The sequence below is a fragment of the Nitrospira sp. genome (assembly GCA_024760525.1).
Taxonomy (GTDB): Bacteria; Nitrospirota; Nitrospiria; order Nitrospirales; family Nitrospiraceae; genus Nitrospira_D.
This window is the reverse complement of the sequence record CP060499.1, coordinates 50,861-72,535: the sequence shown is the minus strand read 5'-3', so window position 1 is coordinate 72,535 and position 21,675 is coordinate 50,861. Positions and strand designations below refer to the sequence as shown.

Below are 21,675 nucleotides of genomic sequence, written 5' to 3'. Positions count from 1 at the left end.
AAAGTGGTTGTGTCGGCGGTCTGGTTTGGCGGCACTTCACGCGGCGGACCTATCCGAAGACCAACTTCCCCGACCATCGGATTCGATTAGACAGGCATGATCGATCGTTTGTGATGGTGGCACATCTCGATCAAGCGGCGTTCAACCAAATGCACCGAAGTCTGACCGACATCATCACCAACGAGAGTGATAACTGCAGATCATTCAACCGTATTACGATGTCGATCGGACCAAGATTGAACCTGACGGGCAAGTCGACAAAGATGTGATGCTGAAAGTTAAGATTACTCAAAGTGAGTCTATAGAGTGGTTCACGCGATACGAGGAGAGATATCCTGAGGGGATCCTTCCGACACTTGCCGAGGCCGTGATTGCTGCGAGGAAAGCCGCACAGCGCATCATCGATTCATTCAAACCCACTACCTGATACTCACCCGGACAACAAGATCGCGTCAACGGTCTTGGGCTTTGCGTGTGAATCCTGCGTTCACAGGCTGAGTTCCAATATGTCAGATGGCACCTTGCAAAGTTCTTGTCCGAAACACAGCGCACTACTAGTTGATACCAGTACACTATTTTGTGTAGGATAAGTCACGTACATGCGCGCTTATGCCACAATGCGTTCACACGAAGCTGAGTCCGAGGCGGAGAATGGCAGAAGACTGGAGAACGTCCATGCTGAAATATAAACGACGGAGGATCAAATTGGATCCGATCTGTCAGACTGACGGAACCTGGCAATGTTCCTATACCATTATTGAATTCAGACAAAGCTGCTATGGATGCCAGGAAGGGCACGTTGATGGCACCTTCTCGTCCCGTCAGGAGGCCAAATCGGCAGCCTGGAAGGAGGCGAAACAGATCGTCGATGCATTCGATAGATAAGCTCTTCCCCATTTTAGCGACGCAGGGGCGAACGAGTGCACAGCGGGCATCATGTTATTGCTCATCTCCGGCGAAACCGGATTCAGGCCCCTCCCCAACCGGGGATGAGCAGAAAATAGGCAAGAAGGATGAGAAACCCGCCGGCGATGATCCAGGGGGCACGATGCTGAAAGCCATCCGTTTCGGATAAGCCAGTCGCCACGACCACCACCGCCAGCACCACATAATCGAAGTCACTGGTCCATTTGAGGACGAAATCATAGTCGCTGAATGGCCAGAGGATCCGGAGCGGCCAGAGCGCGATCATGTCGCCGCATAGATGGATCGCGCCTCCGACCATGTTGAGCCCCAGCAGACGCGAGAAGGACAGGGTCTTGAGCCAGCGGCTCTCGATGGCGGCTAGCACCAGCGCCAATAGTACAACCCCCACAAGTGTATGCGTGTAAGTATGATGCACCCGGTAAAAGGCGTCCGATCCCCAGAGGTAACTGACGGAATCGAGATCCGGTGCAAAGGCGGCCAGTCCCGCCACCAGCAGCGTCGTCTTCCGCACCGCCGTGAGCGGACGCAGCCCCTGCCCCAGCAGAATACCGGAACATGTGTGCGTGATCGGGTCCATTAGGTGTCGTGCATTGGCAAGGCCATCCGTGGATGGGACGCACCACGCGGCAGAACTCGATGCCACGTTGGCGCAGAATGAAGCCTTCGCTTAGAAAGGCCACAAGGAAGGCTAGCATGTCATGGAGTGGTACACAAACAAGAACCGGTCCACGTGCCAGTCACGCGGAGCGGGCGGATTGATCTTTGTACGACCGAAAAAGCTGGTCGTTGCCGCGTGGCGGCAGTACACCTGGCTTTCAGCAGCCTTAGTGTGACCAGATCCAAGACACTCCAGCATACGGAAGCGCGGCGTCCAACCCCAAGTTCCGTTCTCCTATCCAGGCATTCGAAATGTGATGGTATCGCACTCCCACTGTCACAGCCATGCGTGTCGTCGCAAAGTATTGAACACCTGGCCCAGTCTCAAGGGCAACATTCACCTGACTACTGTCCTCAGCAATCCGGGGAGCGAGATCGGTCCACAGCAATCCAACTCCAGCATCCCAGAATGGCACCCAGCGTCCGAATGAGAGTAGGTTGTATTTGATGACCAGCGAACTCCCGACTGCATCGGCAGAAAATCCGTTCTTGAACCGACCATAGAACGGTTCCGCAAGGACCTCCAGGTTCCCCGAGAGCACGCCGGCATGCATTTCATCGGTCATGACCACCCCTATCCTGGGCATGATAAAGACGGCGTAACGGTTTGCCGAGTGTGCCTCGGTGGGAAAGAGGAACTCATTCCAGTACCCTACCGACCCGCCGGCTTCTATCGTTCCGCGCTTCAGAATAGCTCGTGCGTTCGGTGATATGGCCTCTGATTGAGCCCAACAGGGTTGGATCACTCCAGCCCAGACCGAGAAAAATACCCCTATGAGTCCAACATAGGGCGATACAGTATCTTTGTTCATTGACAACGTTACTTCTTACTACGAAGTTACCTATTTATGCGATGGCTTGGAGTTCACGCGACGTCGAGGGCCGGATCGTGTCGTCGATGAGTCTTGTCAGAGAGACTCGCCTTTGATAACTCAGTAGTGCGTGTGGTTAGCGTCCGGTTTTGCGCGGACTCGAGGCTAAGAGGCTAAATAGTGTTTGGATAACGCGTTCGAAGCGTCCTATGAACGACCGGCCGGCTCGGTGAGTGACCAAAACTTATTGAAAGATAGGTGACACGATGCGGCTGATTGATCATCCCCTAGTCCATCTCTTCGCCGCCCTCAAGGCATGTGTCGCATTGTTCCAATTGCGGCGTGCCGTGCTCACTACAGAAATACCGGCGGCAACGGCTGCACGTCATGAAGGTCATCCTGACTCGATCTCCGGCTTCGCATCGATAACACTGGCCAGCACTGCGGGCTTTGGGCATTGTTACGTCTCCACGACAGGTTGTAATGGTTCGAAACGTTATTCTTATACTGTGAGGATTACTGCAGGGAGTGGCCCGCGTCCGCCACACAGTCAGTGCTAAGGTGATAACACATCGGTGGTCGTCACTCATACTCAAAACAAACATGCGTTGGTTTTGTACATCACCATCGCAACGGCATGATTACGAACCGTCACGCATCTTGCGGCAGCCTGATGAAGAGTTCGCTAGAGCCAACTCAAGGGAAGATGGATTTGTGGGCTATTTCGCTTCCCAGACCTGTTCGTCGCCGAGTCAACCCAACATGGCAGAGGCTAGGCAGGCGGACTGAGGATGAGCGTCGTTTTGAAAGTTCTGTCTCTAGTCCAACGTGGTGAGCCGGCTGGGACTCGAACCCAGGGCCCTTGTCTTATAAGTTCAAATTGTGGTGTTTTGACAAGTGCTCGCTATTGCAATTGTTTCCCCAATTTATCTGCAATACCTGCATGTTATGGCCTTCTATTGATTCTATATATTTCCATCCTATTCCTTCTCTTCCTGCAAATTCTTGTCACAAATTGGTCGCTTCTCAGGAATCATCATTCTGACTTTTAGACAGATGGTGTCCTCAACGGGATCTACTAAATGGGGAAGCGATCCCCTGACATTCCAAATTGACGTGAATGCTTTGGCGGCTTAACGTTGATGAGAGATGTTGCCTAAGCACTCTAAACCCATGGTTCTTGCAAGGAGAGCGTTAGTGATCGATCGACTATTCGTTAGACCCTGATTTTCATATTGTGTCTAGTGTTTGCGCTTCATTCTTACCACCAACGCTGAACAGTTCTCGGACCCGCAACAAATGAGACCTGTTACAGAATGCGACCAGGAAAAAGTGCTTTCAATTTATTGTGAAAGATCTGCGCAAAGCGATTGAAGCCGACTTTGCCTGGATGCATTTCATTATGCCATGAACTCGGTTGTGGCGAAAGCGTGCCTTGCGCATTAATGAACGTCACTCCAGGTCGTTCCAGCGATTGGAGCAACATGGCGAACTGTTGCAACATCGCTTTCACTACCTCGATCTTTTCACGCAGTTGCGGACGGCGAGGAAAGTGACGGTGATTAAATGCAGGTTCCAGCCAGGGTCCAAACCACAAGGCCCCTCGCCCGTCAGGTATGGCAAAGTCGTAAGCGTGAAATATTAGATGCGTTGCGGGGCTCGTTGCATCTCGTATGGCAATTAAATCTTCATAGCCCTTTCGCAGAAGCCTAAGGACAGCGTCATAGTTCCCTTGCTCGATATGGTCGGGCAAGGGTATCGCCGGATTGTATTCCTTGATACACGCCTCCAAGTGATTGTCTACTACATCGTTGCCCCCGCCAGAGAAAAGCAGCACGTCCCATGGGCCCCCCGTCGGACTCCCATCCTGCAAATGCTCAACAAGTTCCTTTCGCTGCTCCACATCCATCATTTTCCGAACTTGGTCCCCAGCTTTTGCCAAATTGAGAATCTCGACTCCAATTAGTGGGTCCAGTCGCGGAATGATGCCGCCACCAAACCTTGGATATGGATAATCAAACCAGGAATCACCCTCCGCTAAGATTTGAAGTGGCTGGGACGTAGAGGGAAGGCCTTTGACGCCCCGGATCTTCATAATTTTCATTACACCAGTGTATTCCTTGATCCGCTCTTGATGTTCCCGCTTGTATGCTTCACGCACCTTCCGGCGTGCCTGTGCTAAATCTCTCAATGCGACAAATACTTCTCCTCCCGGTGGCCCGACTCTTTTTTGAGCCCCACGTCGCTGGTGCCCACGCATTACTTTCTGGATTTGCGTCCTTGCCAAAGCTTGCGCCTCGGCAAGGGATACGGGTCCGCCCTTGCTGGCTGTGGCTTTACCTCCGCCTTGAAAAGACTTCCGACTTCTCTTTCCACTCGGTTTCTTTTTGCCCGGTCTAGCCATAGTGTCACCTCCCCTTCCACATCACTCTTCTTGGTGTGCCTGACGTTTCTGAAGGGCTCTAACGACTGTCAATCCACGACGTTCGGCTGAACAACTACCCAGACTCAAGGCAATGGTCTTTCTCCATTTCACCTAATTTTAAATGGCTTAAGGAAATCTGCGTCAGGTCCGTTCTCCTTCCGCTTGTGTGGTGAAGCTCCCTAGATTTCCCGAACCGAGTCGCTTAGTGGTCCCAGTCAAAGGCAGCCGGACGATCCGTTCGATTCGGCCGCATTGGCCGTTCCAAATCTTCACGAAAGGCAGTTGCAAATTCACTGCGGACATAAGCATCAAAAATCAGTCGATTGCCTAATGCGAGGCGAAACGGAGTCTGATGTTGACTGGAGGGCTTTTGTTGGACTCTCACTATCTCGGCATTTGAGTACCCGATGCGGTCAGCATGTCTATACACCGCGTCGCGGCATCGGGTGGCGGTGAGGCAGCAAATACCGACGACATATTTCGCAGGAACAACGATGCCATAACGAAGGATGCTGCTGAACCCCTCCGCGACGAGCCCAATCTTCGAAACAATATCCTCATTGGCTCCCGGACCTGCACTCAAATAGACGGGAAAGGCCTCGGGGTATCGAGGATCGACAAAGGCTTGCCCGATACTAGGTCCCGCAATTCCGAGGACCTTAATCACCCGATAGCGATGGTGCCACAGGATCCGCGAAGCTGCAGCACTTCTCTGCACCCCCCCACTATGACCTGCGAGATAAATACGATCATCAGGATTAGCGTTTTCCATCACATAGCGCGCTTCGGTATAGGCGGGGCCATGCGAAAGGTTGAACATAGACCATGTGACATCAATCGCTGTCCCGTGTCGGTATGGGGGGCTGTACACATCATAGGTGAGAGGATAAACCTGTTGAGCGAATGCTGCCCATAACCCAGTATCTTGCCCCCACTTATGTCCGCCATAAATACCTCGAGACAGAAATATCTTTCGCCGCAGGTTTAAAGGTAATTGGTCCGGTTCGGAGAAATCTGCGCCCCAATTGTACTGAAATGCTTGACCGACCAATGGTGTTTCGGTCAGGAATCGATAAAAGCTTGCCAAAATATGACGACGAGGTCGCCCAAATTCCACGACTAGGGCATCCCAGGCGTTGAGGAAGTCTTGGACCGGGTAATTCAGGGGATCGCGGCCGGCAACAAAGGCTGCTAAAGTGCTGAACGGGATCTTTGTCAACTCGAAGGCTGCGTTCTTTAATCCGATCGCGGCGGAGAACGGATACCCAGCCCAATTTGCTGCTTGCATCCAAATGGGGGTTTGGTCAGGTTTCTGTTGCTCCCTTTTCTCTTGGGCTCGAGGAGCTGGTGTCGCTTCATTGGCATAGACCAGGTCATATCCCACTAATTTGGTCACAGTGGTCTTGTTGACTGGATCAAGCCGATCCGCGAAATAGAAGGTGACACCATAACGGACGAGAGTGCGATCTTCGTCCCAGGGTAGTTGGTAGCCGAGGATGAGAATGCGCTGCTGATGGCGCATACTGGGGTCAGTCTGCTCGGAGATATGTTTGATCAAGTTAGGAAGTCTCTGTGTGTACAGATCGTCCGGCTTGGTAATGATTTTGTAAAGACTACGCTGCTCCATGCAGGGCGATTCTGGTTTGCCACACCATTGTGATGAGGCATCATCACGAACATCTTCTATCCATGTGCTCCGTTGTTCGGCGTCATCTGCTTGTAAGCGTATGTTCGCCAGCGTCTGAAACAGCTGCGAGGAGTTCACGAACTCCTCAAACCGATCTATTGAATGATCGGGATCTGCTGGATCGAGTGAATATGTCGCCATCCATTTGCGTCCCACCTGTCGGAGCCAAAACTCGGCCGGTGGTTGACCGGGTCTCAATGGGTCAATGGCTTTAGACGCGACCCCCCGCATCTGGACTTTCGTAGGCAGTAGTCTATCTTCCTTTGCGTCATCTGGGCGTTGCTCGCATGTGCGCTCCTTCAAGTTCTCGTGTACCTGGATTGCAAGAAGTTCATCCTCCGCGTTGTTGAGGAGTTCGGGTCTTTGGCTTGATACCCCCATTTCTACTTCAGCCAACGCGATCGCCAGTTCAAATCTTCGCTGTATGGCGCGGACCGTGTCCGGAGCGATCTTTTCGTGCGGAAGATCCTCTCTTAGATGATCCATGAGTACTGTCTTAACAATTTGGTCTAATGGAAGGACACATTTAATGGAGACAGACGGACTTTCCCCTTTTGAATCAATTGAAATATAGTACGGTAATCGCGATGAACAGCCCAAGAGAAGGAACCCTGCACCTAACAGAGTTAAAGTGGTCAATAGCCGGACCATATATTGACCACAATTTGATCCTGCGTGATATTGGCCTTGAGTTTGCGAGCAGCAGTGCATTCATCCCTCCTCATTCACATTACGATTTACAGAAAGTGGTTGGACAAGAGGTACATCCTATGCCAAATACCGTTTTCACCCAACGTAACCTTATTTGTAAGTCATATCTTCTTCCGAGGCATTGCATAGCTATACTAGGTTCCCATTGCAGCATCAGCGGTTCAACCGATCACGCGCAGGTCATATGCTAATGTCTCGCGCGGTATATATTCGCGTGGCAGGGTAAAGGCTGATGGTCTTCCGCTGCTTATAGGGCGAGTTCGGAAGGCGGATGTGGGACAGCCTCGGTTAGTACATCCAGAAACCTTCCGCTCAGCATGGCCATAGCCGCATAAATTCGGCTGTGACAGTCATATTAAGATCCCTATAACGACTGCCGTAACAACAATGTAGCTAAGTGCTAATAATACAAAAGCAAACTTGAACCCGGAGCACCACCCCGCCACTTTAGCCATGCCCTCGGATGCACCCGATCTGATCATCTCAAGGAGCGCATAGTTCTCTACCGCATCCAAGGGTCCGGCTAGAAGGATTAGCCATGAAAGAAAGGCACCAAGGGTTACCCATTCATTTCCAGGAGTGTTTGCCAGCATTCCACAGGTTAATGAAAGAAATAATGGATAGATTGCTAAAAAGACATAGTCCAAAAACAGTTGGTCGCGCGCTTTTGCTTTCAGATGCTCCCAGGAATTAAGAATGTTCTTCGCACCTGATTCATTCCAGCTAAACTGAAAGGACAACATTCCTCTTGGTGCCGCATCCGTTATAAGAGATTTCCCTTGTGATGCCAGCTTGCCCATCAATACGGCAGTCGAGATAAGAAGTGCTGCAAGTAAATACCAACGATATACGGGTGTTACCCATGAAAATGGGTGCATACTTACCTCTATTCATTAAGCGAACCACAATGTTAACGCTTACCCTTATTCCACGACATTGAGATGTAACACTGCGTCGTTTACTGCTCAATCTAGAGCGGTGGACGCACTCGCAGTTCCGGCCGAGGGATTGGTTTGAATGAGACTGATTGAGGTTCCGTCTTCATCGCAAGGTTCTGCAACGCGATGATGAAGTCGTCTATCGCCTCACGCTCTTCCTTTGTCATCGGTTTCTCATACCCAGCTGGTGGAATAGAATTTCCACTCTGGTCCTTTGCGTTCATCATTTTATCTAGCAGTGATGCAAAATCAGCTGTGCCTCCACCGTCCGTGGCAAGAGCGGTTAAGACTCCAGGCGATCTAGCTTCAAACATCTTCAGTAGAACATGCAGTCTGACAAATCTATGTTCATCCCAGCCCTCTGATCCTTTTAGAGCAAATCGTTCAACTAGCTCATTTGCTGCCTTCACACCAAGGGCGGCAATTCTATCTATGAAATCTTTCTCCATATTGAGATTGAGACCCCCTTCATGTTCATCTAGCCTGATACGAGCAACCCTGTCCCTCACTCCTGGCATGCGTGCAAGGGAATTGTCGTTCCAGTTTTGCATTGTGCAGATGATGGCCCAGATGAACTTGCCCAATCTACTCAATGGGGCATTCTCTTCCTTGTCCGGTATCTGGTTCCATCGTTCCCCATAGCCAAATCTATATTCGTCCGGAAGAAAGACCGACCGTCGCCCTTTAATCCTGGACTCGAGGGTAATGCCGAAGGTCGGCCACATGGGCACCAAACCGTCGAATAGATGAATGGGAAAGTTGGAACTGATACCTCCATCCGAAAACCAACAGCAACGAACTTTCCTATCTGTACTGGGTAGGTCATAGTCGATGGCATAAAGTGGAATTGCTGAGAAGAGAAAAGGAAATGATAGGCTCATGCGCGCCGCCAATAAAATGGGAAAGTCTTTCGGATGAGGTAAGGCCCTCAAATCTTGTGTACTTGGGTCATTAACGTCGGGGTCTTTACCTTCTCTACCAGGATCCACGCTGTATGGTTTGGAATTATTTGTCATCCACTTCACAACATTCCCAGGCAGAACTTTTAATATCTCCTTCTCTTTGAAGAAGAGGCGTTCACGATCTCGAAACCTCGTCTGTTGCGAGCTCCCTTCCGATAAAGGGAGAATGTACGGCCTTCCATGAGATAGATTAGTGGTAAACATTTGCAGATCAATCGAACGCGGTTTGGGATTGGTGGATGCATTCAACCAAGAAGGAAGACCAGGTGCGTCCCACAGGTCTCCGAACGTGAGGGGATCGCTTTCGATACTACGTCCCGCCGCCGTTTGGATCAGATTATGCAGCCATGGGGTGAGCCCATCTCTAGCTGTCTCTCTAGATCTCTCCTCAGAATGTTCTGCAGTTGCATCTACGGTCATACCGGTGCATAGACCAAAGTTGTTGTCTACCAGCCGTCTCGTAATGTCAGCAAAAACTTGCGTGCCAACCAATGCCGGCAATGCAATAACAAATATCAGGGATGCGGCGATGCAGCTTAATCCAATGACGGCGAAATGCCACACAAAAACAGCTCCGAACAAGCCGGCCAATCCCACCGCCCCTAGTGTAGCCAGCCAGTAGACACGCAGAAATCCTATGATGGTCCAACCTATGCGCAAGGAAGTGGTCTCGCGGTTCAAACCCCAGACTAACACCGAAAAGAGTCGGCGCATGGAAGGCTGCGGCTGGAACAAGGTGAGCAACTTGCGTGTACCTGGCGCAACTTCATCAGCAAGTTCGTTTGGAATATTGTTGAGCTCATCGAAACCTTTCCGTGAGCCGGTGCGTCGCCGCTGGTATTCCGCAGCCGCTGTTACCGCAGCAGCAATTGCACCAGCTGATGTTCCTCCAATACTCCTAAAACGATAGTGATGAGATAATTCCGCAATTGCCCTGGGATACACCACACCGCTTGTAGTTCCACCTTTCATTACCAGGTCGCAAAACCTATCATTCGGTGGTTCATGATCGTTTGTCACAACGTCCTCTCTGTTCGGCCCTATTAAATTGTGTAAGCTTTGGTAGGTTCTTTAATGGCTTCCAGAAGATGTTATGCAGCGTCATCCACTTCATCAATCTTGGGTTCTCCCCCGTTTCCAAGGCTCTTTTCCCCAACTGTCTAACTTCGCTACCTCGCCGAGTCGAGTGTGCTTCCCGCGTTTACCTTCGATGAGCACTCGCTATTGCCAACAACAGTATTTGTTGGATGCAATAAAAAGTTACGCACGGTTTCGCGAGTGCGTTTCGACAGCTCTCCCACTTTTCCAACGGCGTCGTACTCCCCGATCAGCGTACTATGGGGTCTCAGTTTTTTGCCTTCGGGGTCATAGTCCCTCGCACATATTTCGGCAACACTGAGTCGATCCCCGAATCCTAATTCGCTGCTGCGGAGAGTTTCCCGCTTCCCTGGGTGTGAGATCCAGTCGGTTTGAAATCTCAAAGCGAGTATTTTAGCCTTACTTTTTTGAGCTGCCATCAAGTCGTCATTCGATAAGCCCAAAGACTTGTAATCATCTTCCGTGTGCCACCACCAGAACCTCATGGGTAGCGCTGGTTGCGCTAAGACCACCGCATCAATATTCGCATTATCTGTCCCGTCAGCCTTACCAAGAAGTCCAAGTGGAAGGGCGCCCGTCATGCAGTTGCCGATGATGCGTATTGGCGAAGACTTATGCTTTTGCTCAATGTCAGATACAACATCTCGAAGCCAATTCACTATTGGAGAACTGCCTTTTGAAGGAACGCTCCATTCGCTCCCGAACCAGTCCCAGTACGCCCACAATCCTTTCCTGTTCAAAAATGATGTCTTGCCCTTTTCGCCAAACATCATTGGAAGGTAAACGGTGAAATCCTGAGAGAGTTCCGCAGCATAACGGAGTGTCTGCGGGGTCAATCCATTTAGTTCATGGAGCAGTAGCAGAGGTGGTTTGGAGTCAGCATCACTTGAGTTAGAATCTTTCTCCAGACAATAAACAGGGTGCTGAATCCCCGCTGACGAAGAGGACATCTGAGGGCACTTCTTCCACTCGTTCCAATCCTCACTCTCAGTGATAGCCTTTTGCTCAGTGTTAGGCCTATGTAACCACAATTCAATAGCCCCACACCCTGATTGCAATAAGAACAAGGCCATCATAGAGCCATAAAGAAGATGTCCTAATGCTGTTCTAATACAAACCCCACGTATCGAGAAACATGCGCTTGCCATTTATTTGGAGACTCTATCTTATGGGAGTCTTTGCTTCACACACTTCCCATTTGGCTATTCGTTCAAACATTGGTGATCACACTCGGATCTTTTGCTCTAGGGCGAGATAGAACCAAACGCTCATGTGGCTTCCAATTTTAAAGCGGGCAGATAGTAGTGACTCCGCTCGAATCCTCCAATTCATCTTCCGAATAAGGACAAGTAGCTCTTCCAATTAGATCTTTATGACCCTATGCAGAAAGAAATCCGCTCACGCCATCGAAAATCATTTCATACTCGACGAACTGGCTCACTGCCGCGCAGTCGCCGATCGATACACCAACGGTTCTGTCGCCATTCGTTCGTGACTTATCGAGGAAACTTGTTCGGAAGGCTTCGTAAGCAAAGGACAAGCCAGGGGGAAGCAAATAGAATGATATGAATTCCTAAGTATATTGGTGTTTCTATTACCGATCGTTCTCCACGAAGGGTATCCATTGTGATTCACATAGAATCCAAATCGATTCATGCTGCAGTCTGGAAGCATTGTCCGATCAAGTCTGCCGCTAGGTAGGCTCATCCTAAAAAAGCCCTGTAAGGGATGGGTTCACACTTGAGCTTCTCCCATCTGTATTGGGTGATTAGCTTCTTGATGAAACGTCGTCGATTTCTGCCGTAGACCGTTGGTGGTGATAAAGAGCAGGAACCGAGAGGATGGAACCATTCCGCTGAATAATGTGGTGTATGACCTCCTCTCACGAAAACGAGCGGAGGAAGATCGGCGCGCACTGATGTCGTCAGTGCGTTCGATGAAATAGCTTCGCGCGGCCCCCAGTAGGCTCGTGCTCGTAATGATCCCGAATGTACGCCGCCAACGCCCCTCTGGTTTCCCAGCCAGCGAGCGTGTGGACAAATAGGATCGCCTCAGGCTTGTATTGTACGATGCATTCGTACACTGTTGACTCCGTAACTTTGCCCGACCAGATACGCTTGTACGGAATCCCTGCCATTTCGGGTGGCACCAGCAGCCCTGCCCAGAAGGGATAGAGCGGACGATCGGCGAATACCCAGCTTGTGTTCGAGGCCCGCTTTCGCAACGCGACAACCAGTTCATTCTCACTCGCGAGAGGAGCGGTCTGTAACCCCCGCAGGTGGCTCCATATGAGCCGAGGAGTGTCTGCCAGCGTCAGGGTGATCACAAGCACATAGACGAGCCAAACCAACCGGTCCAGAGACCTGCGCTCCCACCAAGCCCCGGCTCGATCTCGGAGCAGCCCGAACCAGCCGACAATACCTGCCGCTCCCAACCAGGCCATCGGGATGGCGAAATGCAGGCTGTAGTAATACCAGTACGGCCGGTGTACCCAATGGATCGCCAGCACGGTGGCAAACAACGTGGCCGGACACAACACGTCCCGTCGGCGTTTCGAGGCGAGCAACGCAATGCCCAATGCGGTCGCAGCCGATAGCGACCGTGCACCCAAGAAAAATGCAGCGGGCTTGAATGTATACCTGTCGGGCACAGCGGCGTTCGTCGATCCGGAGAAGTGAGACGCCCAGAACTCCCACACGGTATCCGTTCCGTAGAACCTCAGGACGATGAGGCCGGACGTCACGAGGACCGCTCCGAACCAAACCGCCACGTCGCGGAGCAGGTCGGTGCGAAGATTCCGGCCATTCTTGTCCAGGTATGCCACAGCCATCGCCGGCAGAAAGATCGCACTGGTCAGTTTCACTTGCAATGCGCAACCGAATAGCACGCCCGAAAGCGCCAGCCACAGCATTCTGCGCGTGGAGTCGTAGTGTGAGGCTGATAGTAATGACGCGAGAGCCAGCGTCGTTGCCGGCAGCTCGATCATGGGCGCGACGCTCTGTTCAAGAAATGACGAGGACGACACCAGCAATGCTGTCGCGATCAGACCGGCTGCTGATCCGAAGCTGTTGCTCACGAGCTTCCATACCATCCACACGAGGGTCATGGCAAAACAGAGGATCAGCAGCCGACCGACGAAAGCGGATGCTCCGAAAACGCGGAAAAGCAGGGCCAGGAGCTCAGTGAAGACCGGAGGTTGATCGCTCCATACGGAGCGGTAGAGCGCGTGGCCGCGGCTCACAAGGAGTGCCTTCATCAGCTCGTATCCCTCATCCCAACTCAATTCCAGAGCCGTTTGCAAAGGCACCGCGAAGAACAGAATCATCCCGAATCCAAGCGGTACGACCCAGTCCAGCATACGCCGTCTAGCGTCCACCTTCGTCATATCCGTACCGTTTTTCTTGGGGGTGAGAGAGAGATCCAACCAGAGATACGCAGCGGAGCGGAGGATAGCAGACGCCCGTGATAAGACGCAAACCATATGGCGTGACGCGGAAAAATCTACGTCAAAGGTGTCACGAAAAAATGCTTTGACCACAACGCCGGTGTCGGCTCATTATCGCCACCTTTATGAGCGATCAGGTATGGCATGTCCACGGCTTCGATCCGCCACATCACAAGCGCCGCTCTTGGTGGCTGCGGGCCTGATTTTCTGAGCGATCGTGCGAGTGCTCCAGGTCTACTGCGCCGGATGGGGGTATCGACCTCAATTGTTCACGCTTCAGAAACAAGCCAGTATTCGAAACTATGGCGGAATGGTCCAACTGGGACAACCGCAGTTATACCAAGTTGGATGTTCCGGCAAGAGCTTTTGGGGTGGAAACAAAGTCAGGTATTGTCTTCAGAATGTCTACGTTACGTACGCTTGCTATTGTCGCATGACCTTCCAGCAACCTCGTGGGTCTCAGGAAATCCTATGCAATAAAGTAAGGATGAATCTGAACTTGGAAGAGACCTGTACGCGCTAGGCCGCCGCGAGTCGTTTCCGATCCATAGCTGCCCTGTTCGTCGCTTAATTAGCCCTGTATGGCGGAGGGCTACCTCATGGATTAAGGATAAAGGTAGTTTTGAAAGTTCTGTCTTTTGTCGAAAGTGGTGAGCCGGCTGGGACTCGAACCCAGGGCCCTCGCCTTAAAAGTTCAAATCAGTGGACTTTGACAAGTGCTCGCTATTGCAACGGTTTCCCCAAATTAGTTGCAATTCCGATAACTTAAATCTATCTATTAGTTCTATGTTGTTCCATCTGATTCCCTCCTTTCCAGCAAATTCTTGTCACAAATTTGTCACATTATGAAGTTCAATGCAGACTTCACGAGGATGGCGTCCTGAAGGGGATATTTTAAAGCGGGAAGCGAGATCCTTACCTTCACAATTGCCGTAATCACTTTAGCAGCTTAGTAACTTCGTAAAGTTGAACCTGCGACACGCTGATTGAGAGATGCCCCGGTGGCCAAACTAGGCGGAATGGCCTTGGCAGAATCATTTATTAGCAGCTTGAAAAAGGAGCGGATCAAGAAGCGCATCTACACAACACGGGAGATCGCGAGGGCTGAGATCGACGACTACATCGAGAAGTTCTACAATCGCACTCGTCGACACAGCCATCTCAGCGGGGTCAGTCCGGAGGCGTTTGAAGCCATGTCAAACCAGGCTTAACGATGTGTCCACAAAAGTCTGGGAAGTCCATAATTGGATAAAAATGGGGAAGAATATTTTCAATCCATGTTTCTAAGTATATGGTGCCCTGCCTTTCTAAATTCCGTTATCTCGTTTTCAATGTGTTTATCTGGATAAGACCGCCATTCATACATAACGCTTCATTGCTAGCTCTAAGACTATCAACGAACACGGAGTCCCATGCTTCCCAAATTGATCCATCGCTAAGGTTGCCAAAACGGCTACCATCCGCGATATTGCATGCCAATAGATCTCCCCGTGCATTGATATCCATGCGAGTGATCCCTGCGGTACATCCAACACACGAAAGTGAAGGAGATTGTTTGTCGGATATGATGGCTTGGAGATCTGGAAATGTAATGATGGTATCTGGATACTTCTGTTGGCAGCTTCGTAGCCTGGAGTAGGCGCCTGCCAGCTCCTCCGGCGCAGGAAATAAATCTTCTTTCGTCATTTTAACTAAATAAGAAGGCATGAGGTTCATGTAGTGGAATTTTTTGATATGGGGATAGAAGTATTCAATTATTAGGTGAGTTTCGGCTACGTTGTACTTGTGTAAGACCGTTCCTGTGCTGACGCTCACACTTCGTTTAGCCAACTCATTCGCGGCTAGAAGTGCCTTATGTCCAAGTCCCCTCAGCCGATCGTTGATTTCAGGTTTAACACTGTCTATGGACACTTGTATATGTAATTGGTTTGGGAACTTAGAGAAAAGACCTTGAATCTTGTTGAGTACCGTTGTGCCAAGCGTTGTACCATTAGTTATGACACCGAGAGTAATCCCAGCACCTAACAGCTCGGTGAGGATAGGAATAATTTCCGGATGCAGAAAAGGTTCACCACCACCGAGCACAATTTGCCAGACACCGCGTCCATGCAACTGTTTGGCTGTATCGACCACTAGGTCCCGTGCCATAAAAACGCTATTCCCATTATGAGCGTAGCAGTAACTGCATGTGAGGTTGCAATGATCAGTGATGTCGATTGTTGACATCAGAGGAGCGGATAGCTTTTCAAACATTTTTCTACTCATCAAAAGAAGACAGGAACCTTAATAGATTTGTTACTTCAAAACACGGCACCCCATTTTGTGATGCAACTTCTTCTATAGATTGATCTTTTTTGAGAATGGTCCGAAGCACCTCATATGCTTGCTGGTCGAGCTTGAAAACCCTGCGAGTTGATGGATCAAACAGTAATCCTCCAAAAGATTCCGTTCTTAGCTTGAGTCGCTCGACCATAGGAGAAAGTGGTCTACCGGTACCACCGAAATTGTTCCAGTTGCTCCAATTGTTCCAATTATTCCAATTACTCCAATTGCTCCAAGCCCAAGCCTGAGTCCGAGTGATCATTTTGGCAGCAGTTTCGGCAGAGAATTCTTGGTCCAATGTGCGCATGTAAAGTTGATATTTCATGTTGCCTCCGAGTAATGGGAGGTTGCCTTGAGCTATCTCAGGACAGCTCAATATAGTGATAAAATGTTGCTTACCATTTGCATCCACCACCCCAAAAACAGCACGGAGAGGGCAGCGTTGACATACCCGGCGATTAGACCTGTCATCGCCATTCCCTCGCCGTGAATGGCTCCGTTCGAGCTGCGGATTTCACGTTTGGCCATATGCCCTGTGATAATCGCGGGAATGCTCATCAACAATGATGGACCGAGCCACGACAAGATCCCAAGTGACATGCTCGCAACAGCTAGCGAACTGTTTCTGGCTGGCGGTTGGACATTTACATAAGATTGGATATCGGGAGGCTTCGGAACAGATATTTCTTTGCCTCCAAATGGAAATCCGCAGTTTTGGCATTTGACAGCATCGTTGGCCACCTGACTCGTACATGCTGGACAGGTCATGAAAGCTTCCTTTCATCTACCTTTATTTATGACAATGTCATTTCAAAACGCGGTACCGCTCTCCGGCGAATTTGACGAAGATAAGGAGCAATGGCCTCACTCGGTTCGCCAAATGTGCCGACGTGAAATGCTTCCACCGTCTTTGCAACAGGCTCCCAGATCGCCTCATCAAGTGTCTCAGGCGTGCGGTCCGGTTGCGGGTTCCGGCCATGTAGCTCCAGTGCTGTCGTTGTCACTGGCAACATGCCTCGATGGCATAATAAGGTTCCAAGCAATTTCCGGCGTGGCAACTCTACTAAGCGTGCGTCTTCATAGACGCGTAGCCATGCTTGAGTCACATATTGATCCATCTGGGCTTGTGTCGCTGGGTCAAGAGGAATTCCAACCAGGTTTCTGAATATCTCCTTCTGGAGGTTCATGTTGTCTTGGTGGTCGCGTTGTAGGCCGCTCTCGTTTAACTTATTCAATTGGTCGAGCAGGGCGTTCCTGCCTGGCACCGACAAGGTGCCCAATGATACGGCTGCACAGTCGACCAGGATTCTCTTGCCAATATCGTGTGCTGATGCAACCTTGTTATTAACGATCTGACGCTGTGCCTCAAGGTTGACCTGAAATGGGTTTGCCCCGGCCTTAGTAGTGAGTCGTAGCCAAGCGTTCACAGGATATGAAAACTTAGCCACGAAGTCCTCAAAGTAACCTTGTAGATCCGATTGTGCTAACAAACGGAGAGAAAGCGACAACCCCTTGAGACGTCTTAAAAACCCATCCACTTTCTCAAGGGTGAGAGAGGAAAATATTCCGTCGGTCCTTATCAGTTGAATGGCGCTGTCAATACACGATGCCGATTCCAAGGGGGAAACCTCTGTAACTAAGAATTCTGCGAGTTGCTGACAAATGACACCCGAAGTGACCACTGCGGCGGCCTCATTCCTGTGGCTCCCTGCGGCCAACATACCCCACTCATAAGCGTCGCATCCTGCGATACATGGGAAAACCTTTAGTCCTATCTCGGATGAAGCTGACGGTTGTGTAACCGCTTCTCTCGGAACCGCCTTACCCAGCTTGTGCGCAGCTTCATGATTCCATCGATTGAGCACAATCCTCTTCGCCCAAGGCAAGACAAGAGCGCGCGCGGGCTCCTCTTTGGCCCATTCCGTCACAAGGTTCAGAAATTCGTCTGGTCCCTTGTTCTCAATCTGGACTACGAACTGAACTAGCTGAATGGTGTACTCGAGTGCTCGAAAATGTGGTGCCTGTGCAGTTCTTTTCACATACTCGAACATGAGCTCAGGAATTGGGATATGGGGACGATGTTCTTTACAGTCATGTCGCAAATTACAAAAGGGGACCACATGTCGATCTCCTTCAGTTATTAGTATGGAGCACGACGGCAGGAAAGATAGTGTACGTAAGCGACCATCCGCATAGAAGCTTTGCTCGATTTCTATGGCCTTTGCTGTTGCGTCTGCATCCTCGTTTTCCTTATTTTGCTGCCGATAAAATGCCACTTCCTGCGAGCCCCCGACACCCGTACCCTGCTCACGGCGGTCCCCGATGATTCTCTCCGGCGTCACTACAAACTGGCATGTCCGGCAGGCTTTTCCCTGACGGCTAAGTGCAGGTTGGAAATCCTCGCATCGACCGTCCGGGTTCTTGGCTGCAGGGATGAATAATCCTCCTGCGAAAGTACAAATCGGCGCAAAACGAGGGGGCGTGGGCCATTGCTTCTGGTCAGTCCGTAACAACTCAATTTGAAGCTCCATTTCGTTTTCCTGAACACGCGTCTCTTCTTTTCGAATGTCCAGCAGCGTCTTCATAATCGGACCGCGTGGTGCCGATCGATCAAAAGTCTTGTAGGTGTCTACGAACGACGTCTGCGGACTGTAAAAGTGACAACTCTGACACTCAGCGATCAGAGTCACTTGCTCCTCCAGTCTGTTCGGCATTCAGTCTCGTCATTCGATCAAGATCCCTTAAGGGGCCTTCGTCGCGTGTGTCGAGGTAAGAGACTAGGCGCTGGACCGTCTCTTCCGGCGAGCGGCCATCCTTCAAATCTTGCTTGAGATTTCTCAGCTCATCGAACACCACTTTTAGATTAGGATCACGCTCTGTCGCTTGTAAGTTGCGCGTTCGGTCAAAAACTTTATCGCCGTCTAGCCAAACTTCGTATCGCATTTCATAGCCGATCCGTTCCTTCACTCGGTCCTTGTTGAAAACCCCCTGGTGCGCAGTCGTAATCTGAACCTCGACCAATGCCTCGTCTCGCAAGTCTCGCAATCTATTTTCGAGTGTCGTGAAGTCTTTATGAACCTCCTTATTACCCGTTATGAGATCTTTGAAACTATCACCGCCGCCAAATACTCGACCGAGCATGTGCATCCATTCGAAGCGCTGGCCGAGTTCGCCTTTCTCGAGATCTGTCGCCCGACCGCCCATGAGGCGACCCAGATTCGGGCGCCTGGTTCGATTAGGGTTACCGATTTCTTGTCGTGACACCCATGACACCGAGGTGGACTGTACTTCATCAAGAAGATTATCTGCAGCTTGGGCAATGCTAGCGGCTTGCTCGAGAGCCTTGTGATCATAAGCAGAACGGTCTAACTCCTGGCGGACTTCCATCAATTTGGCCATGTCATCCCCAACCATGGCGAAGCGGAGGTCGTCTAGTAACCGTAGTTGATCATGAGATAAGTCGGAAGTTAGTTTTTCGTCATACGAATTGATTGCTTGTTCGAGCTCTTGCATTCGCTGCTCTAGTCGACTAAATCCCATATCGTTAACCGATATGGGTTGTTCGGCCTCATTGCGTTGTAACAACTCCTTTGCATTCTGTTGTAACATCTCCACCCCATCGCCGATCTCCTTCGCCAGAGCGGAAGCGGCATTCTTAAGTGCATCGCCGGTTTGATGGAGGTCTGTCTCCACTGCCCCTGCCAGGTCGCTCACCTGCTGCATGGCTTCCAGACTCTGTCTTGCGATGACTCGTTCGTCTAAGACTTGGTCAGAGGCAGCGGGATCGGGCGGGCGGTCTAGCGCGTTTTTAAGGGCTTGCTGCGCTTTCTCAAGACCGTCCCTTGCAGTCCACAACTGCGCTGGTTCGTTGAGCTCAGCGCTGGGATCCCCAACGAGCTGCAGATTCTGGGCGGCCAATTTTGCGGAATCAAGCGCACGCTGGATATCCTGTACGACCTGGGGTGCCGATTCCGGGATGGTAAGGTCCCGCGCCAGTTGCTGCGCAGCTTCGCGCATTACATTCAGTTTAGTTTGTACGTCTGCCTGCTCATCGAGCTTTGGTAACTGACTATTCTGAGTATCTGGCATCAGGTCACTCTTACGTACCGCACTTCGGCTCGACTCAGGCCGTCCGTGGTGCCGAGAAATACCAAGTGCCCCCTCTCCAATCCGGTGAGGAATAGATCGCTTGTTAGGACTGTACGCCTGTCAAGCTTTTGGCCCTTCTGAACGCTGCCTCCCTCCAACGAATTGGACACCCCACTATCATTGACGATCAGGTCGCCTTCACCGAGTAGCTTCGACGCGAGATCGGCCGTGTCCGGATCAGCTACACGAAAGAAGAGCTTACCGGCCGAGTTAGAAAGGATTGTCTTCCAGGCTTCTTTGACTCCTGAATTCTCCAGCATTGGCGTGCCTTGAGTAGCGATTACGGCGAGTACCCGAAACTGTCGCATCTGACTGAAAAAGATCGAATCGCCAAACCCGTCGCCTGGTAAATCACTCGCCAGTTCCGCGTATTCGTCTACAAAGAGGAACACACGCCGATCGTTATCCTGATAGAGCGTGAGACGTTCTAGTATTGCGCGCTGGAAAAGGGTCTTGGCTAGTGATGAGATCATACGTGAAACGCTTAGTGCGCTTCTCGGCACTGCTAGAAGTACCCATTTACCGTCCCGCAGAATCAGGTCGGCGAGAGACACCTGGTTAGCGTTGTCCGACACGTAATCGAGGTCAGGATCTAGGAATGGAGAAAGGACCTGGCTGATAAACGAACGGACAGTCTCGACGTTATCACTGCGTGCCGTAGCGAACTGGGCGAGCTCTGAAAGCGCACGGTCCAGACGGCGCCGGTGTATTTCGTCGGTGCTCGCCGGTTGGGCGCGTTCAAGATCGCGTTGCAGCGGTGTCACGCGTTTGTTCCCCACAAGTTCAGTACCGAGAAACAGGTTCGCAAGTGACGCTAGTGTAAGTGGGCGTCCAGTAAGGTCCAGCAAAGCAAAGCCGGCGCCAAAGAGCCGTTTCAGCTCATTGAGCCAATAAGGATCTTTCGCTGATACGCCAGCCGATTGAGCAGCTAGGGCAAGCGCAACCCCGAGGTCCCTGGGTCCCAAATGACTAGCGAGCAAGTTGATGCCTCGATCTTGATTCGGTGCAATAACATGAAGCCTATCCTTAGGGATGACATTACGAGCCTCGCCAACCAAGGTCTGTTTTGGATCCAACAGAAGGCCACCCCAAGGCTGCTCCCAAGCTGGAGCGGCTAGCTGTTTAAGCAAGCCCAGCATAAAATACGACTTCCCGGTCCCGGGTGCCCCAAAGCACACGTAAAGTTGACCTAATCCTTCGCCGGTGAGACTAACCTCGCGGTTTGTATCTTTGAAGATATACTCGAACGGTCGTTGAGCGTGCGAAAGATCCAGCGGGATACCCTTCCAAACAGGTATACGGTCCGGTCGTACGACTCGCAGAGCGTCGGCAATCACGGGTTTAGGACGTTTAACAATCGACATTTCATTGCCCAAGCGAAGATTGTTGGTCATCTTGTACTCTGTATCTTTTCGCTTGGCACGAATGGCACGAAATCTGGGCAATCTTTATCCGGATTCTGTCGATCACAGAGTATGAACTGGAGAGGCCTTCCCGCTGAGGTCGTACCGTACTCTTTACTATAATGTGCGCAGTATGGAT

15 protein-coding genes and 1 pseudogene are annotated in these 21,675 nt (G+C 51.0%); 2 read left to right on the top strand and 14 right to left on the bottom strand.

Features of this window, described 5'->3' with window-relative positions; translation table 11 throughout:
- The first annotated feature begins 675 nt into the window (after positions 1 to 675).
- On the top strand, positions 676 to 885 hold the full coding sequence (locus H8K04_00340) for a hypothetical protein (protein ID UVT16052.1): 210 nt from the start codon (positions 676 to 678) through the stop codon (positions 883 to 885).
- An 82-nt stretch (positions 886 to 967) separates the two neighbouring features.
- Here H8K04_00340 and H8K04_00335 read toward each other — a convergent pair whose 3' ends face one another.
- From H8K04_00335 to H8K04_00300, 8 genes are all read right to left on the bottom strand, one after another.
- A complete protein-coding gene (locus tag H8K04_00335; GenBank protein UVT16051.1) occupies positions 968 to 1,504 on the bottom strand; it encodes a metal-dependent hydrolase in 537 nt (178 codons plus the stop codon).
- 247 nt (positions 1,505 to 1,751) lie between these two features.
- Entirely contained in the window at positions 1,752 to 2,396 is a 645-nt protein-coding gene (locus H8K04_00330; GenBank protein UVT16050.1) for an acyloxyacyl hydrolase, read from the bottom strand.
- A gap of 1,309 nt (positions 2,397 to 3,705) precedes the next feature.
- Positions 3,706 to 4,683 carry a hypothetical protein gene (locus H8K04_00325; GenBank protein ID UVT16049.1) on the bottom strand — a complete coding sequence of 326 codons (978 nt, stop codon included), beginning with the start codon at positions 4,681 to 4,683 and terminating at the stop codon, positions 3,706 to 3,708.
- 340 nt (positions 4,684 to 5,023) lie between these two features.
- The gene (locus H8K04_00320; GenBank protein UVT16048.1) at positions 5,024 to 7,219 is read right to left on the bottom strand and encodes a hypothetical protein; all 2,196 of its coding nucleotides are present in this window, start codon (positions 7,217 to 7,219) and stop codon (positions 5,024 to 5,026) included.
- Between the two features lie 350 nt (positions 7,220 to 7,569).
- Positions 7,570 to 8,097 carry a hypothetical protein gene (locus H8K04_00315; GenBank protein ID UVT16047.1) on the bottom strand — a complete coding sequence of 176 codons (528 nt, stop codon included), beginning with the start codon at positions 8,095 to 8,097 and terminating at the stop codon, positions 7,570 to 7,572.
- Positions 8,098 to 8,189: 92 nt separating this feature from the next.
- A complete protein-coding gene (locus H8K04_00310; GenBank protein UVT16046.1) occupies positions 8,190 to 10,139 on the bottom strand; it encodes a patatin-like phospholipase family protein in 1,950 nt (649 codons plus the stop codon).
- Between the two features lie 149 nt (positions 10,140 to 10,288).
- A complete protein-coding gene (locus H8K04_00305; protein ID UVT16045.1) occupies positions 10,289 to 11,167 on the bottom strand; it encodes a hypothetical protein in 879 nt (292 codons plus the stop codon).
- A 974-nt stretch (positions 11,168 to 12,141) separates the two neighbouring features.
- Complete coding sequence (locus tag H8K04_00300) at positions 12,142 to 13,575, bottom strand: glycosyltransferase family 39 protein (protein ID UVT16044.1); 1,434 nt, start codon at positions 13,573 to 13,575, stop codon at positions 12,142 to 12,144.
- A 1,109-nt stretch (positions 13,576 to 14,684) separates the two neighbouring features.
- On the opposite strand from H8K04_00300, the pseudogene H8K04_00295 reads away from it, so the two are divergent.
- Positions 14,685 to 14,873, top strand: a pseudogene (locus H8K04_00295) (IS3 family transposase).
- 106 nt (positions 14,874 to 14,979) lie between these two features.
- On the opposite strand, the gene H8K04_00290 reads toward H8K04_00295, so the two are convergent.
- The 6 genes from H8K04_00290 to H8K04_00265 all read right to left on the bottom strand — a co-directional run bounded on the left by H8K04_00290 (position 14,980) and on the right by H8K04_00265 (position 21,527).
- Positions 14,980 to 15,915, bottom strand: a complete 936-nt coding sequence (locus H8K04_00290) for a radical SAM protein (GenBank protein ID UVT16043.1) — start codon at positions 15,913 to 15,915, stop codon at positions 14,980 to 14,982.
- Positions 15,916 to 15,919: 4 nt separating this feature from the next.
- Entirely contained in the window at positions 15,920 to 16,309 is a 390-nt protein-coding gene (locus H8K04_00285) for a hypothetical protein (GenBank protein UVT16042.1), read from the bottom strand.
- A 47-nt stretch (positions 16,310 to 16,356) separates the two neighbouring features.
- On the bottom strand, positions 16,357 to 16,752 hold the full coding sequence (locus tag H8K04_00280) for a DUF4190 domain-containing protein (protein ID UVT16041.1): 396 nt from the start codon (positions 16,750 to 16,752) through the stop codon (positions 16,357 to 16,359).
- A 26-nt stretch (positions 16,753 to 16,778) separates the two neighbouring features.
- Complete coding sequence (locus tag H8K04_00275) at positions 16,779 to 18,569, bottom strand: hypothetical protein (protein ID UVT16040.1); 1,791 nt, start codon at positions 18,567 to 18,569, stop codon at positions 16,779 to 16,781.
- 88 nt (positions 18,570 to 18,657) lie between these two features.
- A complete protein-coding gene (locus H8K04_00270) occupies positions 18,658 to 20,073 on the bottom strand; it encodes a hypothetical protein (protein ID UVT16039.1) in 1,416 nt (471 codons plus the stop codon).
- On the bottom strand, positions 20,073 to 21,527 hold the full coding sequence (locus H8K04_00265) for a type IV secretion system DNA-binding domain-containing protein (GenBank protein ID UVT16038.1): 1,455 nt from the start codon (positions 21,525 to 21,527) through the stop codon (positions 20,073 to 20,075). Before H8K04_00265 ends, H8K04_00270 begins: the two co-directional genes overlap by 1 nt.
- Positions 21,528 to 21,675 lie beyond the last annotated feature (148 nt).